This window comes from Streptococcus oralis subsp. dentisani (genome assembly GCF_002860905.1).
GTDB lineage: Bacteria > Bacillota > Bacilli > Lactobacillales > Streptococcaceae > Streptococcus > Streptococcus oralis_BA.
Genome location: NZ_PKIG01000010.1, coordinates 23,561 through 40,459 on the forward strand (window position 1 = coordinate 23,561; position 16,899 = coordinate 40,459).

Here is a 16,899-nt window from a genome sequence, read left to right on the forward strand (position 1 = left end):
TTCTTATTGTTCAACTTCTGTTAAGGTTGCTGCTTTTTCAAGATATTTTTGGTAGGTGCCGTCATCCTTGAGTTTTTGGATGACCTTGTCCACCACTTCTTTCAAATCAGCACTATTTTTTCTAAGGGCAACTGCATTGGCTTCGCCGTCCTTCATCTTCAAGCTGACAGTTGCGACAGCTAGATCCGCATTTTTAGCAGCGTAGCTAAGGGCAACTGGCTCATCCATGTGAACAGCATCTACTTTTCCAGCCTGCAATTCATTGACAGCTTCACCCATATTGGTTAGGGAAGTCAACTGTGCTTTTGGCAATTGTTCCTTGACCATTGATTCTGGAACAGTCCCTTTTTGAGCCGCAATATTAGCACTTTCAAGGCTAGTTAAATCCTTGTATTTTTCTACATCAGCTTTACGAACCAAGAAACTAATCTTGTTTTCATAGTAAGGGATTGAAAAATCAAAGACTTCTTTTCTCTCGTCAGTAGCGCTAATTCCCGCAACTGCTAGGTCAGCCTTCCCAGTTTGAAGACTGGTCAAGACATTGTCAAAACTCATGCTTGAAATTTCCAACTTCACCCCAAGTTCATCAGCGATAGCTTGGGCCATATCAATATCCGCACCGACTACCTGGTTTTTTCCGTCAACTAAGGATTGGAATTCAAAAGGTGCATAGTCAGGACTAGTCGCCACAACTAATTTCCCCTTTTGCTTAATGGCCTCAACAGCTGACTGAGAACCATTAGAACCCGACTGGCAAGCTACTAAGAAGAAACTTGCAAGAAAACTACATAAAACAAATATCCATTTTTTTGATTTCATAAATAAACAACCTCTCTGTTAATTTTGTATAATTATAACGCTATCTAAGTTACTTGTCAAGTGTTTTTGAATTTTTATCTTAAAAAAATTTTTTTCATTCAAGAAAAGGAGCTATCAGTTGATTTCAAGCTCCTTTTTATACAGATTGAACCTATTTTATAGTTCGACAATCTTACCTGTTTCAAAGTAAACAACCCATTCACAGATATTTTTGGCATAATCTCCAATGCGTTCCAAGAAGGCAATCACTTGGAAATAATCACGACCTGTAACAATGGCATCAGGATTTTTCTTGATTTCTTCTGTAGCCAAGTCACGAATGCTATCAAAGTAATGGTTAATTTTTTCGTCCATAGCTGCTACTTCATAGGCCTGGTCTACTGAACCATTGAGATAGAGTTCAAGGGCTGCTTCAACGAAGTTCTTGACATCGCGGCCCATTCTCTTGATTTCTTCTTCAACAGCTGGGATGCGTTGCTCCCCTTTCATACGAATTGCCGCTTTGGCAATGGAAACGGCATGGTCACCCATACGTTCCAAGTCAGATACAGCCTTCAATACTGTCAAAACAGTACGCAAGTCCTGAGAAACCGGTTGTTGGAGGGCAATCATTTCAAATGATTTCTTCTCCAATTTCACTTCGTATTCGTTTACTTCTGCATCGTCTTCGATGACTTCCTTGGCCAAATCACGGTCATGCGTAACAAAGGCACGCACCGTACGATTGATTTGGGATAGCACTTCTTGTCCCATAGCGTAGAACTGGTTGTGCAATTTCTCTAAATCTTCTTCAAATTGAGAACGTAACATCATTTATCTCCTTATCCAAATTTTCCTGAAATATAATCTTCTGTTTCCTTGTGTTGTGGGTTGAGGAACATCTTCTTAGTATCGTTAAACTCAATCAAATCTCCATCTAGGAAAAATCCTGTCTTATCAGAGATACGAGAGGCTTGTTGCATAGAACGCGTAACCAAGAGCATGGTGTATTTATCTTTTAGCCCATACAAGGTTTCCTCAATCTTACCGGCCGAGATAGGGTCCAAGGCTGAAGTCGGTTCATCCAAGAGAATGATTTTAGGACTGGTTGCCAAGACACGGGCAACACAAACACGTTGCTGTTGTCCGCCTGAAAGCCCGATAGCTGAATCATGCAGGCGATCCTTGACCTCATCCCAGATAGAAGCTCGTTGTAGGGCTTTTTCTACCGCTTCATCCAGAACCTGCTTATCCTTCACTCCATTGATACGAAGCCCGTAAACAACATTTTCGTAGATAGACATAGGGAAAGGGTTTGGTTGTTGGAAAACCATGCCGATTTCCTTCCGCAATTCAACTGTATCTGTACGCGGGCTGTAGATGTTGTGGCCGTTGTAAACCACCGAACCAGTTGTGGTCACCTCTGGATTGAGATCCCCCATACGGTTGATAGCCTTGAGAAGAGTTGACTTCCCTGATCCAGATGGACCAATCAAGGCTGTAATTTCCTTAGGTTGGAAAGATAGGGAAACACTATTCAAGGCCTTTTTTTGATTGTAGTAAACGGACAGGTCTGACACCTGTAAAATCGCTTCTGTCATACTGTTTCCTTTCTATCCAAAGTGTCCTGTTACGTAGTCATTGGTTGACTGTAGTTTGGCATTTTGGAAAATATTAGAGGTCTTATCGTACTCGATCAAGTCACCCAAGTAGAAAAATCCTGTGTAATCACTAGCACGCGCAGCCTGCTGCATACTGTGGGTCACGATGATGATAGTAAAGTCCTTCTTCAATTCCAACATGGTTTCTTCCAGCTGGGCTGTCGCAATCGGATCCAAAGCTGACGCCGGCTCATCCATCAAGAGAATATCTGGTTTAACAGAGATAGCACGCGCGATACAAAGACGTTGCTGCTGACCACCAGATAGAGTCAAGGCTGACTTGTGCAAATCGTCTTTGACCTGGTCCCAAAGGGCAGCTTGACGAAGAGAGGTTTCTACAATTTCATCCAAGACTTGCTTGTCCTTAACCCCTGCACGTTCATGGGCAAAAGTGATATTGCGATAGATAGACTTGGCAAAAGGATTTGGGCGTTGGAAGACCATTCCGATGTGCTTACGCATTTCATAAACGTTGATTTCTGGACGGTTGACATCAATCCCTTGGTAGAGGATTTGACCTGTTACCTTGGCAATATCAATGGTATCATTCATACGGTTGAGACTGCGAAGGTAGGTTGATTTCCCTGAACCAGAAGGGCCAATTAAGGCCGTAATTTTATTCTTTTCAAATTGCATATCGATGCCCTTGATGGATTCATTTTTACCGTAGTAAACATGTAAATCCTTGGTAGAGAGGGCCACTTTCTCTTCAGGAAAGGTGATGATATGCTTTTCATCCCAATTATATTTTGACATGGCTTCTCCTTTAGGCAGCGGTTAATTTCTTATGTAGGTAGCTTCCGAGTTTGCGAGCTCCAAAGTTAAAGATGAGGATAAAGATGAGGAGCACGGCAGCAGAACCTGCTGATACGATGGTTCCATCAGGAATAGTTCCTTCACTATTGACTTTCCAAATGTGGACAGCCAAGGTTTCTGCTTGACGGAAGATAGAGATTGGGCTGGTCACACTGAGAATATTCCAGTTAGACCAGTCAAGGGCTGGAGCGGATTGTCCTGCTGTATAGATAAGAGCCGCAGCCTCACCAAAGATACGACCAGAAGCTAAGACGACCCCAGTCACAATACCTGGAAGAGCTTCTGGAATGACCACATGGACAACTGTCTCCCAACGAGAAATTCCAAGGGCCAAGCCGGCCTCACGTTGCGTATGGTGAACGTGTTTCAAACTGTCCTCGACATTACGAGTCATCTGAGGTAAGTTAAAGACTGTCAAGGCCAAGGCACCTGAGATGATTGAAAATCCATACTCAAACTGAACTACAAAGATCAAGTAACCAAAGAGACCTACAACCACTGATGGCAATGAAGACAAGATTTCAATACAGGTTCTGACAAAATTGGTCACAGGACCTTTTTTGGCATATTCAGCTAGGAAAATCCCAGCCCCCATAGACAAGGGCACAGAGATAATCAAGGTAATAACCAGAAGGAAGAAGGAATTATAGAGCTGAATTCCAATTCCTCCGCCTGCTTGGTAAGAAGATGATTTGCCAGTCAAGAAAGACCAAGAGATGTGGGGCAAACCACGAACCAAGATATAAAGAATCAAGGATGCCAAGATGGCAACGATAATTCCTGCAATTGAGTAGAGGACAGCTGTTGCAATTTTATCTAATTTCTTAGCGTGCATAGTTTTTCTTTCCTCTTTCTTTCGTAATCAATTTAATCACACTGTTGAAGGCCAAACTCATCAAGAGCAAGACTAAGGCCAGTGACCAGAGAACGTTATTGTCAACTGTTCCCATAACAGTATTTCCGATACCCATGGTCAAGACAGAGGTCAAGGTCGCAGCAGGTGTTGTCAATGAAGTTGGGACAACGGCTGAGTTTCCGACCACCATCTGAATGGCCAAGGCCTCACCAAAGGCACGCGCCATCCCAAAGACCACTGCTGTGAAAATCCCTGAACGCGCAGCCTTCAAAGTCACTCGCCAGATGGTTTGCCAACGAGTAGCTCCCATAGCTAAACTAGCTTCGCGGTAGTGACGAGGCACCGCACGCAAACTATCGGTTGTCATAAAGGTTACCGTCGGTAAAATCATGACAAAGAGAACAAAAATCCCTGACAAAATCCCAAAACCAGTTCCACCAAAGACACTGCGGACAAAGGGAACTACGACCTGCAAACCGATAAATCCATACACGACGGAAGGAATTCCGACAAGTAATTCAATAGCTGGTTGCAAGATTCTAGCACCTTTTGGTGAGACTTCAGTCATAAAGACTGCCGCACCAATAGCAAAAGGGGTTGCGATAAGGGCTGATAGGATTGTGACAATAAAGGAACCCAAAATCATTGGAAGCGCACCAAATTGTTTACCTGAAGGATTCCAAGTTTGTCCAAAGAGGAAATCAAAGATATTAACCCCATTTACAAAGAAGGTCGACAAACCTTTTTGGGCTACGAAAATCAAAATCATAGCCACAATGATGACAATCAAAGACAGACAGGCAAAGGTCAAGCCTTTTCCTAGTTTCTCTAGACGAGAGTTCTTTGAGGGAGAAAGTAATTTTTTAGCTAATTCTTCTTGATTCATTATTGACTCCCTTCTAGTGCTGTCACCGTTCCTACAGCATCTTTTTCAACCTTCATTTCCTTAACAGAAATATAGCCCATTCCCTTAACGATTCCACTTTGCGCTTCATCTGAGAGGACAAAGTTGAGGAATTCTGCCACCAATTCATTTGGTTGACCTAGGGTATACATGTGTTCATAAGACCACAAAGGCCAGTTATTGGTTGTAACATTTTCTGCAATCGGCTCATAGCCATTCAACTTCATACGTTTAACCGAGTCATCCACATAGGCAAAGGCTAGGTAAGAAATGGCTCCTGGTGTCTGGGAAACAATGTTTTTGACCATCCCATTTGAATCCTGTTCTTGACTCTGCACAGCAGATTGACCATCCATGATAACACTATCAAAGGTTGCACGCGAACCAGAGCTTGCCGCGCGGTTGATAATGGAAATAGCTAGGTCTTTCCCACCGACCTCTTTCCAGTTGGTTACTTGACCTGTGAAGATGCTACGGAGTTGTTCAGTTGTCAGATTTTCAACATCAACTTCCTTGTTCACAATAACTGCCAAGCCCGCTACAGCAACCTTATGGTCCACTAGAGCGGATGCGTTGATACCGTCTTTTTCCTCGGCAAATACGTCTGAATTTCCTACATCAACGGCTCCAGACTGAACCTGAGACAGACCAGTACCAGATCCTCCACCTTGGACGTTGACTGTTTTTCCAACGTGCATAGAGCCAAATTCATCTGCTGCTGCTTCGACCAAGGGCTGAAGAGCCGTTGAACCAACAGCTGTCATGGATTCCCCACGATCAATCCAGCTAGCACATCCCGCTAAAGAACCTACTAGCAAAAGAGCCGCAAGGGATAGAGCGAGTTTTTTCCTTTTTTTCACTGTTTTTCTCCTTGAAAATAATGGTGAATGCTGTGAATTTTTTCAACTATTTATTTATGTTTTTCTTTTGAAAATTGGGAGCCAACTGAAGTTCTTTGCTTAGTTTTACTAGTCATTTGCTCAGTTACCTTGTCCACCAATTTTGACTTAAAATGAAAGACAATTTGAAAAAAATCCATACTTCCACTATAACATAGACAAGCTACTTTGACTAGCATTTTCACTTGAATCTGAGTCCTTTTGGAAAATAATTTTTCAAAACATTTCCCGTCACCTTAGCAAAGCCCAAACCATTTCCTTGAACCAAAACTTGGTACCAACCATTTGGCAGACTTTCCGCCAGCTGAACGGTTTCTCCAGCCGCATACTTTACAAACTCCTCTTGGGCAATTTCAACTGACTGCTTGACCTGACTCGGTTTCAAGGCTAGACCAAGAGCAAAACTAGGCTCAAAGCGTTTCTTCTTAAAGGTCCCTAGATGCAGGCCATTGCGAGCAATCTTGAGTTTCCCTAAATCTGGCAAGAATTCGGGCAAGAGATAGAGTTGGTCCCCAAAAGTCTGCAAGATTCCCCTTAGATTGACCTGCAAATGTTTTTGTGCAAATTCCTGCCACAAAGTAACTTGTTCTCGGCTGAGATTGCTCTTACTTGCCTTACGTTTAGGTGCTAGATTTTCACCTTTAAATTGTAAATGAGCGACAAACTGCCCCTCTCCCTTAAAATGATGAGGATACATCCGAGCCGTTTCTGGCAGGTCAATACCAGCTACCATTCCATTGATATGCTCTACTGGCAACAAATCAAAATCATACTCTTTTAGTAGCCAATTGACAATCTCTTCGTTTTCCTCGGGTGCCCAGGTACAGGTTGAATAAACCAAGCGACCACCTTCAGCTAGCATGGTTACTGCATCTTCCAGAATTTCTCTTTGCAAACTTGCACATTGACTCGGATAATCTAAGCTCCAATAGTCCATAGCATCTGGTTGCTTACGAAACATCCCTTCCCCCGAGCAAGGGGCATCAAGGACAATGAGGTCAAAATAGCCTTTAAAGACCTTGGCCAAGCGGTCAGCAGATTCATTGGTCACCACAACATTTGTCGCTCCAAATCGCTCCATGTTTTCTACTAAAATCTTAGCCCGTTTGCTTGAAATTTCATTGGAAACGAGAAGACCCTCCCCTGCTAGATAGGCTGCCAGCTGCGTTGATTTTCCACCCGGTGCAGCAGCCAAATCCAAGACTTTCATACCAGGACTGGGCTGGGCTACCTGAGCCACCATCTGAGCAGCGGGTTCTTGCGAATAAACTAAACCTGTAGCATGCTCAGGAGATTTTCCTGAAACCTTACCATAGTGGCCCCAAGGGGTTTGAGGAATGGCATCAGGAAAGGAAGCTGGCGCTTCTTTTAAAGGATTCACCCGAAAGGCCGAAACCGCTTCCTCCTCAAAAGAGGCAAGAAAATCTCTTGCCTCATCTCCTAGTATCTCTTCATATTTTTCAACAAATCCTTCTGGAAATTGCATTTAAGTTCTTTTCCTTTCGTAAATATAGGACTGAATTTCCTCCTGCATCTCAAGAGGTAGCATCATGACCGGCTGTCTGGTTTGAAAATCAGGAGCTTCACCAAATAGGGTCACAACCCGATAGCCCAGACTTTCCCCTAAAATACTAGCCGCAGCATAATCCCATGGTTGCAGATAAGTGACATAGGTCAACAAACGCCCTGACAAAATCTTGGCAAAACTAATAGCCGCACTCCCATAGACACGAACACCGAGCACTGCTCGACTCAAATCAGCCAGCCCCCATTCATTGGTTTCCAACATCCCACTATTCCCTGCAATGAGAAAATCTCCAAGTGGTTTTGTTTTAAAAGGAGCTAGGGGCTTATCATTTCGGCAAACCGGAAACTTACCACCACCGTGATAACAATCCCCTTTGACCACATCATAAATCAGTCCAAACTGCCCCTGACCATTTTCAAAATAAGCCATCATAACAGCAAAATCTTCCTGCTGGGCTACAAAATTGTTGGTCCCATCAATGGGATCAATGACCCAAACCTTGCCCTCTTGAACCGAAGCTCGCAAACAGCCTTCTTCAGCGCAAATCTTATCCTCAGGATAACGGGACAAAATATCACTAACCAATAGCTCCTGAACTTCCTTGTCCAGTCTGGTCACCAAATCTGTTGGAGAGGACTTGGTTTCAACACACAAATCTTCCTGCATGTGGTCAAGGATATACTGGCCTGCTTTCTTAATTAGCTCTTTAGCAAATTCAAACTTACTTTCCAAGAGAAATCTTTCCTTCCCCTTTTTCCTTAGCCGCCTGAACTGCTCGGTAAAGCGAATAGCCACTCACTGTTTCAAATTCTCGTCCCAAACGTTTCTCTTCGCTCTTACTTGGCACAACCGCCTTGAATCCCTTATAGGAGTCCAGTAACTTTTTAGCCTCTACCTTACCTTCATAGGCAGCTTCAACATCATTAAAAAAAGAAAGCACTGAAGCAAGTTCTTCAGTGCTCCACGACAAATCTAGTGGGTAACTATACTGTTTGTTCATTAACTAATACCAGCTCTCATTCTTGCTTCTTTTAGTTCTTGCTTACGGTAACTACGAGGGAGAAAAGCACGAATCTCATCTTCATTAAAACCAATTTGCATACGTTTGGCATCAATAATAATGGGACGACGCAAAAGACTAGGGTACTGCTCAATTAAATGAAGCAATTCTGATACCGAAATACTTTCTACATCAATATCTAATTTTTGAAAAATCTTTGAACGAGTTGAAATGATGTCATCAGTACCATTTTCGGTCAAGGAAAGGATGTGTTGCAATTCTTTTCTTGTTAAAGGACTGGTCATAATATTGTGTTCCTCAAAGGGAACCTTATGTTTTTCTAACCAGGCCTTTGCCTTACGACATGAAGTACAGCTCGGTGATAGGAATAGTGTAATCATGCTTTTCTCTTCTTATCTATACTTTGCTACCTCTATTATACAAAAAAATAAAGCGCTTGACTAGAGATTTTTAGAAAAAAAGCCTATTTTTTCAAGAAAAATAGACTGTTTGCGAACGATTAATACATTTCTGATTTAGTTAATTCACTCTTAACGATAGTTTCGAATCACACACCTAATTTATACATGTAAAATAAGAACATCTTTCGTTTCACTTCCTACGACTTTTTAGATAAAGATAGCCAAAGAAGCTTTCATAGAGGGCAAAAAAGAGGAGGAAGGCATGAAGGAAGAAGGTCTCTGGCAAAATCAGGATCACTGGATCCTTGGCTGGATCAAAAAGCCAGGTATCATCTCCCACAAAGAGAATTTGATGGAACATAGTAAAGAATTGGTCAAAACCAATCAAAACTCCCCCAAGCCCAATCAGTAAAGGCAAAACCACTAGAGCCAAAAGCCCTTTACTAAATAGAGACAAGAAGCCCTTTTTCACAATCCTATTGACAAAGAAATAAAAACTTGGCAGTGTCACTAGAGCTACTAGCTGAACCAAATGAAAGAGATTCTTGACCACTGCGAAATGGTGCAGACCAGCTGCTGACGAACGAAAATCTGGCATCTGCAAGACCTGACTAAAAGGATTGGTCAGATAATTCATCAAGATATGAAAGTTGTACTGAATAGTTTCTGGCTTTAGATAGACCCGATCCGTTAAACTTAACCACTGAATTTCTAGCGGATAAAAAATCCAAGCCAAATAAATGGTCAGAAGGATAGAAAGAGAGAGGAGAAAGAGCATAGAGCTCCAAAAGGTCAGTTTAGTTTTCATCAAAATCCCACTCCGCAAGGCTAGAAACCACATGTGTCGGCGCGATTGGCAGGTCTGCCACTTCTTCTGCCTTGGTAAAACCTGTCGTCACCAAGAGCGTTGGAATGCCATTGTCAATCCCTGCTCGAATATCAGTCAAGTAATTGTCCCCAACCATGATTAATTCTTCACGTTCCAAACCTAAGTGCTCAACCGCCTTGTCCATAATGATGGCATTTGGTTTTCCTATATAAACAGGATTCACTCGTGTTGCCACTTCAAGAAGGGTAATCAGTGAACCAGCACCTGGCAAAAGACCACGTTCTGTCGGGATGTTGAGGTCAGGGTTGGTTCCGATAAAGTGAGCACCCTTTTGAATCGCAAGAGTTGCTGTCGCAAATTTTTCATAGTCAACTTGCCAATCCAGGCCCACTACCACATAGGCTGGATTATCCTTGTCTTCCACATAACCAGCCGCCTTGATGGCTTCCTTGAGGCCTGATTCTCCGATGACATAGACCGTCTTTTCAAGCCCCAAGTCGTTCATATAGTCGATAGTCGCCAAAGTAGCTGTGTAGACAGTCGATAGAGGCGTATCAATATTAAAATTCTGAGCCAACATCTCCTGAACACTCTCTGGAGTGCGGGTTGTATTGTTGGTCACAAAGAGATAGGGAATATCCCGCTTTTGTAATTCATGGACAAAAGCTTCTCCTGCCGGGATTCGGTCTTTCCCCTTATAAATGGTTCCGTCTAAATCAATTAAATAGCCTTTATATTTCATCTATTTCTCCCTAATCCTTTTTTATTTCTTGCCAAGTGATGATTGCTTGGGCATTGGTAGCCCCGTCGCTTGTAATCTCATGCTTGCTTTCCAGTCCAGTCCTTTCAACAGCCGATGTGATCACCCCACCTGGTCGAACTTCCTTGACATACTTGAGGTTGATTTTCTTGGGAATATATTGGGTCAAAAAGTCCGCTCCCATGACCTCAAAAATCCAGTCCAAGTATTTACTGTTATTGACATGGCCATTCATATCCAAGTCGTAAAAACGAACATGGTAATCCTTTCTGACTGGCTCTTCTAGATTTGCATACTTTGGCCCACGGATAAGCTTTTTATCAAAATCAGACTGGTAAGGAGCCACAATCTCAGGTTCGACAGCATGGACTTTTCGACTGTCTCGGTCCATGAGAACAAAGGTCGCCATCATGTGTATAAGGTCCTGACCTGCTTCATCATAAATGGTAAAGCGACGGTAGCAAAAGAGCCTATTGTAGCTCAGAGCTTCCGTTTCGATAGTGATTTCTTCTGCAAAACGAGGCAAACGAGCCACCTCAATATCATAATCTGTGATAATCCAGACCAGATTATAGTTTTCCAAAATGGCCTTATCACTAACTCCCAGTTCAATGGACTGCATCCCTGAAACTTGCAGAGACAACAAAATCACATCTGGAAGCTTGATATGACCGTTCATATCAGCCATATCAAAAGGAATTTTCATTTTCATTTGATAAGTTAAGCCCATCATCCTACTCCAAAATAAATCGTTCTGCTACGGTGTCTCCTAAAAAGAGACCTCTTTTTGTCATGCGCACGCGATCACCCTCTATTTGCATGAGACCTTGTTGTACCAAGTCCTTGACAATTTCTCCATAAAGTCCATCGAAAGACCGTCCAAATTTTTCCTCAAATCGCACCATGGAAACCCCTGATTTCTTGCGGAGTCCCAAGAACATTTCTTCTTCCATTTGCTCTTTTTGACTCAGGTGCTCTTCTGTGATGCGAGCATTGCCTTCCTCAACTGCACTGAGATAATGACGAATGGGACCATGGTTTTTATAGCGAATACCATTGACATAGCCAGATGCCCCAGCACCAATACCATAGTATTCGGCATTGTCCCAGTACATGAGATTGTGACGACTTTCAAAACTGGGTTTGGAGAAATTGGAAATTTCATAATGTTCAAAACCAGCTCGCTCCAGCTCTTCGATGATGTACTCAAACATCTCAGCTTCCAGTTCCTCCTTAGGCAGAGGCAATTTCCCTCGTCGCATACGGTTCATAAAGACCGTATGATTTTCCAAAATCAAGCTATACAAACTCATATGGGGAATATCAAGTCCAATGGCCTTAGCAACATTTTCCTTGACCTGCTCCATGGTCTGACCAGGTAGCGCATAAATCAAATCAATGGAGATATTGTCAAAACCAGCCAGTTTCAGACGGTCGATATTTTCATAAATATCCTTCTCCAAATGACTGCGCCCAATCTTTTTCAGCATCTTGTCATCAAAGGTCTGCACGCCTAGCGAAACACGATTGACAGCTGAGTTCTTCAAAACAGCAATCTTATCCGCGTCCAAGTCGCCTGGATTGGCCTCAATGGTCAACTCCTCTAAGACAGACAAGTCCAAGTTTTTAGTCAAGCCATCCAATAACACCTCCAGTTGCGGAGCTGACAAAGCTGTCGGTGTGCCACCACCGATGTAGAGGGTTGACAACTTTTGAATATCATAAGATTGAAACTCTTCTAACAGATGTTCCAAATAACTATCTACCGGCTGATTTTTTATAAAGACCTTTGAAAAGTCACAATAATAACAAATTTGAGTACAAAACGGGATGTGTACATAGGCTGACGTTGGTTTTTTCTGCATAGTACTTATTATACCACAAAAGCGAACAATACTGAGAATTCCGTTTAACAAAATCCTAGCATTGTTCGCTTTCTTTATCTAATCATTCTTTGTATTTTATGGATAAAACAACTATCAGAATCAATCTAGTTCGTTGTTAGAACACAAAAGAATGAATGTTCATCTGACTAAATTTTTAGTCTTCGTTTTTCTTGCGAGCTACAAGTCCAAATCCACTCAATAGTCCAAGAAGTCCTAGAGATGCAAGAGCAGCATTTGATTCTGTTCCTGTATTTGGCAATACATTTTGAGAATCATTTGACTTAGCTCCATTATCAACAGTAGTCTTAGCATCTACCTGATCTGCATTCGGAGCAACTGTATTTGGAGTTGGAGTAGCTGGTGCTGGTTTATCTTGACCAGAATCTCCATTAGTATCAGGTTTGACTGGCATATCAGGTGTCACTGGTGCAACTGGATTTGTATCTGTTGATGGTGTGACTTTACCTGGTGTTGTTACATCAGGAACTTCAACTGTTGGTTGACCTGGTTCTGTAATCTTACCTGTACCTGGAACTTTACCGTCTGGTAATTCACTGTTTGGTACTTTACCTTTACCTTCTTTATCGATTGTAACGATAATTGGGTTTCCATCTTTACCTGGAATTTCTACCGTAGTACCTGGTGGGTATGTTGAGCCATCTGGTTTCTTAGGTGTTACTGTAACGTCACCTGTCTCAGGATCTTGATCCAACTCTATTGTTGGTGTCTTACGAGCTGGTGTTGTTACATCCACTGGTTGTGATGGTTTCTTATTCGGTTCTGTGACTGTTCCTTTTCCTGGCAAGTCTCCTTTTGGAAGCTTGTCATTTGGTACTTCACCTGAACCATTGTCACCAATTGTTACTGTGATTGTTGTTCCATTTTCTCCTGGAATTTCTACCTTGCTACCTGATGGGTAAGTTGTTCCATCTGGTTTCTTCGGTGTTACAATCGCATTTCCATTTGGTTGTTGAGTAATTTCAATCTTACCAGGTTTTTCAGTTACTGGTGTTTCTGGTGTAAATTTAGCTGGTGTTGTTACATTAGGAACTTCTACAGCTGGTTTACCTGGTTCGGTAATCTTACCTGTTCCTGGAACTTTACCGTCTGGTAATTCACTGTTTGGTACTTTACCTTTACCGTCTTCACCGATTGTAACTGTGATTGGCTTGCCATCTTTACCTGGGATTTCTACTACTGTTCCTGGTGGGTAGATTGAGCCATCTGGTTTCTTCGGTGTTACTGTAACGTCACCTGTCTCAGGATCTCGTTTCACATCTAGTGTTGGTGTCTTATGAGCTGGTGTTGTTACATCTACTGGTTGTGATGGTTTCTTGTTAGGTTCTGTTACTGTTCCTGTACCTGGGACATTTGTCTTAGGAAGGTTGTCATTTGGTACTTCACCTGAACCATTGTCACCAATTATAACTGTGATTGTTGTTCCATTTTCTCCTGGAATTTCTACCTTGCTACCTGATGGGTATGTTGAGCCATCTGGTTTCTTAGGCGTTACAATCGCATTTCCATTTGGTTGTTGAGTAATTTCAATCTTACCAGGTTTTTCAGTTACTGGTGTTTCTGGTGTAAATTTAGCTGGTGTTGTTACATTAGGAACTTCTACAGCTGGTTTACCTGGTTCGGTAATCTTACCTGTTCCTGGAACTTTACCGTCTGGTAATTCACTGTTTGGTACTTTACCTTTACCGTCTTCACCGATTGTAACTGTGATTGGCTTGCCATCTTTACCTGGGATTTCTACTACTGTTCCTGGTGGGTAGATTGAGCCATCTGGTTTCTTCGGTGTTACTGTAACGTCACCTGTCTCAGGATCTCGTTTCACATCTAGTGTTGGTGTCTTATGAGCTGGTGTTGTTACATCTACTGGTTGTGATGGTTTCTTGTTAGGTTCTGTTACTGTTCCTGTACCTGGGACATTTGTCTTAGGAAGGTTGTCATTTGGTACTTCACCTGAACCATTGTCACCAATTATTACTGTGATTGTTGTTCCATTTTCTCCTGGAATTTCTACCCTGCTACCTGATGGGTAAGTTGTTCCATCTGGTTTCTTAGGCGTTACAATCGCATTTCCATTTGGTTGTTGAGTAATTTCAATCTTACCTGGTTTTTCAGTTACTGGTGTTTCTGGTGTGAATTTAGCTGGTGTTGTTACATTAGGAACTTCAACAGCTGGTTTACCTGGTTCGGTAATCTTACCTATACCTGGTGTTTCTACATCTGGTAGATCACTGTTTGGTACTTTACCTTTACCGTCTTCACCGATTGTGACTGTGATTGGCTTGCCACCTTTACCTGGAATTTCTACTACTGTTCCTGGTGGGTAGGTTGAGCCGTCTGGTTTCTTCGGTGTTACTGTAACGTCACCTGTTTCAGGATCTCGTTTCACATCTAGTGTTGGTGTCTTATGAGCTGGTGTTGTTACATTAGGAACTTCAACAGCTGGTTTACCTGGTTCGGTAATCTTACCTGTTCCTGGTGCTTTACCTTCTGGTAGATCACTGTTTGGTACTTTACCTTTACCGTCTTCTCCGATTGTAACTGTGATTGGGTGATCCTTATCTTTACCTGGAATTTCTACCTTAGTTCCTGGTGGGTATGTTGACCCATCTGGTTTCTTCGGTGTCACTGTAACATCACCAGTCTTAGGATCTTGTTCCAAGTCTACTGTTGGAGTTACTTTAGCTGGGGTTGTGACCTCAGGAACTTCCACTGATGGTTTGCCTGGTTCGGTAATCTTACCTGGTTTTGTAACCTTACCGTCTGGTAATTCACTGTTTGGTACTTTACCTTTACCATCTTCTCCGATTGTTACTGTGATTGGCTTGTCACCTTTACCTGGAATTTCTACTACTGTTCCTGGTGGGTAGATTGAGCCATCTGGTTGCTTCGGTGTCACTGTAACATCACCAGTCTTAGGATCTTGTTCCAAGTCTACGGTTGGAGTTACTTTAGCTGGGGTTGTGACCTCAGGAACTTCAACAGCTGGTTTGCCTGGTTCTGTAATCTTACCTGGTTTTGTAACCTTACCATCTGGTAATTCACTGTTTGGTACTTTACCTTTACCATCTTCTCCGATTGTTACTGTGATTGGCTTGTCACCTTTACCTGGAATTTCTACTACTGTTCCTGGTGGGTAGATTGAGCCATCTGGTTTCTTCGGTGTCACTGTAACATCACCAGTCTTAGGATCTTGTTCCAAGTCTACTGTTGGAGTTACTTTAGCTGGGGTTGTGACCTCAGGAACTTCAACAGCTGGTTTGCCTGGTTCTGTAATCTTACCTGTACCTGGTACTTTACCTTCTGGTAATTCACTGTTTGGTACTTTACCTTTACCATCTTCACCGATTGTGACTGTGATTGGCTTGTCGCCTTTAACTGGAATTTCTACAGTAGTTCCTGGTGGGTAGGTTGAGCCATCTGGTTTCTTCGGTGTCACTGTAACATCACCAGTCTTAGGATCTTGTTCCAAGTCTACTGTTGGAGTTACTTTAGCTGGGGTTGTGACCTCAGGAACTTCCACTGATGGTTTGCCTGGTTCGGTAATCTTACCTGGTTTTGTAACCTTACCGTCTGGTAATTCACTGTTTGGTACTTTACCTTTACCATCTTCTCCGATTGTTACTGTGATTGGCTTGTCACCTTTACCTGGAATTTCTACTACTGTTCCTGGTGGGTAGATTGAGCCATCTGGTTTCTTCGGTGTCACTGTAACATCACCAGTCTTAGGATCTTGTTCCAAGTCTACGGTTGGAGTTACTTTAGCTGGGGTTGTGACCTCAGGAACTTCTTCCGTTGGTTTACCTGGTTCGGTAATCTTACCTGTTCCTGGTGTTTTACCTTCTGGCAATTCACTGTTTGGTACTTTACCTTTACCGTCTTCACCGATTGTAACAGTGATTGGGTGATCCTTATCTTTACCTGGGATTTCCACCTTAGTTCCTGATGAGAATTTTGATCCATCTGGTTTCTTAGGCGTTACTGTTACATCACCTGTCTTAGGATCTTGTTCAACATCTAGTGTTGGTGTCTTACGAGCTGGTGTTGTTACTTTTACTGGTTGTGATGGGTTCTTCTTAGGTTCTGTTACTGTTCCTGTACCTGGGACATCTTTCTTAGGAAGATTGTCATTTGGTACTTCACCTGAACCATTGTCGTCAATTGTAACTGTAATCGTAATTGGGTTACCATCTTTATCTTCACCTGGGATTTCTACCTTAGTTCCTGGTGGGTATGTTGATCCACCTGGTTTCTTAGGCGTTACTACTGCATCTCCATTTGGTTTACGAGTGATTTCTATCTCAACTGGTTGTTCTGTTGTTGGAGCACCTGGTATTATCTTAGATGGAGTCGTTACATTAGGAACGTCCACTGATGGTTGACCTGGGACTGTAATCTTACTTGTGCCTGGTACTTTACCTTCTGGTAACTCACTATTTGGTACTTTACCTTTTCCGTCTTCACCGATTGTGACTGTGATTGGATTACCATCTTTACCTGGAATCTCTACCTTAGTTCCTGGTGG

General features: G+C 42.5%; 16 protein-coding genes. All 16 read right to left on the reverse strand.

Going from position 1 to position 16,899, the window contains the following annotated elements:
* Nucleotides 1-3: 3 nt before the first annotated feature.
* Complete coding sequence (locus tag CYK16_RS10190; RefSeq protein ID WP_000837373.1) at nucleotides 4-819, reverse strand: ABC transporter substrate-binding protein; 816 nt, start codon at nucleotides 817-819, stop codon at nucleotides 4-6.
* 156 nt (nucleotides 820-975) lie between these two features.
* Entirely contained in the window at nucleotides 976-1,629 is a 654-nt protein-coding gene (phoU, locus tag CYK16_RS10195) for a phosphate signaling complex protein PhoU (RefSeq protein WP_000946458.1), read from the reverse strand.
* Nucleotides 1,630-1,640: 11 nt separating this feature from the next.
* Nucleotides 1,641-2,399, reverse strand: coding sequence for a phosphate ABC transporter ATP-binding protein PstB (pstB, locus tag CYK16_RS10200; protein WP_000133484.1), 759 nt, complete (start codon nucleotides 2,397-2,399; stop codon nucleotides 1,641-1,643).
* Nucleotides 2,400-2,411: 12 nt separating this feature from the next.
* Nucleotides 2,412-3,215, reverse strand: a complete 804-nt coding sequence (pstB, locus tag CYK16_RS10205) for a phosphate ABC transporter ATP-binding protein PstB (RefSeq protein ID WP_000049848.1) — start codon at nucleotides 3,213-3,215, stop codon at nucleotides 2,412-2,414.
* Between the two features lie 10 nt (nucleotides 3,216-3,225).
* The gene (pstA, locus tag CYK16_RS10210; RefSeq protein WP_000543046.1) at nucleotides 3,226-4,110 is read right to left on the reverse strand and encodes a phosphate ABC transporter permease PstA; all 885 of its coding nucleotides are present in this window, start codon (nucleotides 4,108-4,110) and stop codon (nucleotides 3,226-3,228) included.
* The gene (pstC, locus tag CYK16_RS10215; protein WP_001070903.1) at nucleotides 4,100-5,017 is read right to left on the reverse strand and encodes a phosphate ABC transporter permease subunit PstC; all 918 of its coding nucleotides are present in this window, start codon (nucleotides 5,015-5,017) and stop codon (nucleotides 4,100-4,102) included. The genes pstA and pstC overlap by 11 nt, the downstream gene beginning before the upstream one ends.
* Nucleotides 5,017-5,895: a phosphate ABC transporter substrate-binding protein PstS gene (locus CYK16_RS10220; RefSeq protein WP_060805355.1), complete on the reverse strand. Its 879-nt coding sequence runs from the start codon at nucleotides 5,893-5,895 to the stop codon at nucleotides 5,017-5,019. The genes pstC and CYK16_RS10220 overlap by 1 nt, the downstream gene beginning before the upstream one ends.
* Nucleotides 5,896-6,115: 220 nt before the next feature.
* A complete protein-coding gene (locus CYK16_RS10225; RefSeq protein ID WP_101776974.1) occupies nucleotides 6,116-7,420 on the reverse strand; it encodes an RsmF rRNA methyltransferase first C-terminal domain-containing protein in 1,305 nt (434 codons plus the stop codon).
* On the reverse strand, nucleotides 7,421-8,194 hold the full coding sequence (locus CYK16_RS10230; RefSeq protein WP_101776975.1) for an inositol monophosphatase family protein: 774 nt from the start codon (nucleotides 8,192-8,194) through the stop codon (nucleotides 7,421-7,423).
* The gene (locus CYK16_RS10235) at nucleotides 8,184-8,462 is read right to left on the reverse strand and encodes a UPF0223 family protein (RefSeq protein WP_001041974.1); all 279 of its coding nucleotides are present in this window, start codon (nucleotides 8,460-8,462) and stop codon (nucleotides 8,184-8,186) included. Before CYK16_RS10235 ends, CYK16_RS10230 begins: the two co-directional genes overlap by 11 nt.
* Nucleotides 8,462-8,863: a Spx/MgsR family RNA polymerase-binding regulatory protein gene (locus CYK16_RS10240; RefSeq protein WP_000631254.1), complete on the reverse strand. Its 402-nt coding sequence runs from the start codon at nucleotides 8,861-8,863 to the stop codon at nucleotides 8,462-8,464. The genes CYK16_RS10235 and CYK16_RS10240 overlap by 1 nt, the downstream gene beginning before the upstream one ends.
* 211 nt (nucleotides 8,864-9,074) lie before the next feature.
* Nucleotides 9,075-9,692, reverse strand: coding sequence for a TIGR01906 family membrane protein (locus CYK16_RS10245; protein WP_060805351.1), 618 nt, complete (start codon nucleotides 9,690-9,692; stop codon nucleotides 9,075-9,077).
* The gene (locus tag CYK16_RS10250) at nucleotides 9,682-10,455 is read right to left on the reverse strand and encodes a TIGR01457 family HAD-type hydrolase (protein WP_060805350.1); all 774 of its coding nucleotides are present in this window, start codon (nucleotides 10,453-10,455) and stop codon (nucleotides 9,682-9,684) included. Before CYK16_RS10250 ends, CYK16_RS10245 begins: the two co-directional genes overlap by 11 nt.
* Before the next feature lie 10 nt (nucleotides 10,456-10,465).
* Entirely contained in the window at nucleotides 10,466-11,203 is a 738-nt protein-coding gene (locus tag CYK16_RS10255; RefSeq protein WP_060805358.1) for an acyl-[acyl-carrier-protein] thioesterase, read from the reverse strand.
* 4 nt (nucleotides 11,204-11,207) lie between these two features.
* Entirely contained in the window at nucleotides 11,208-12,338 is a 1,131-nt protein-coding gene (hemW, locus tag CYK16_RS10260) for a radical SAM family heme chaperone HemW (RefSeq protein ID WP_101776976.1), read from the reverse strand.
* Between the two features lie 175 nt (nucleotides 12,339-12,513).
* Nucleotides 12,514-16,899 (reverse strand): LPXTG cell wall anchor domain-containing protein (locus tag CYK16_RS10265; protein ID WP_142374675.1); only part of this gene is annotated, 4,386 nt, incomplete at its 5' end.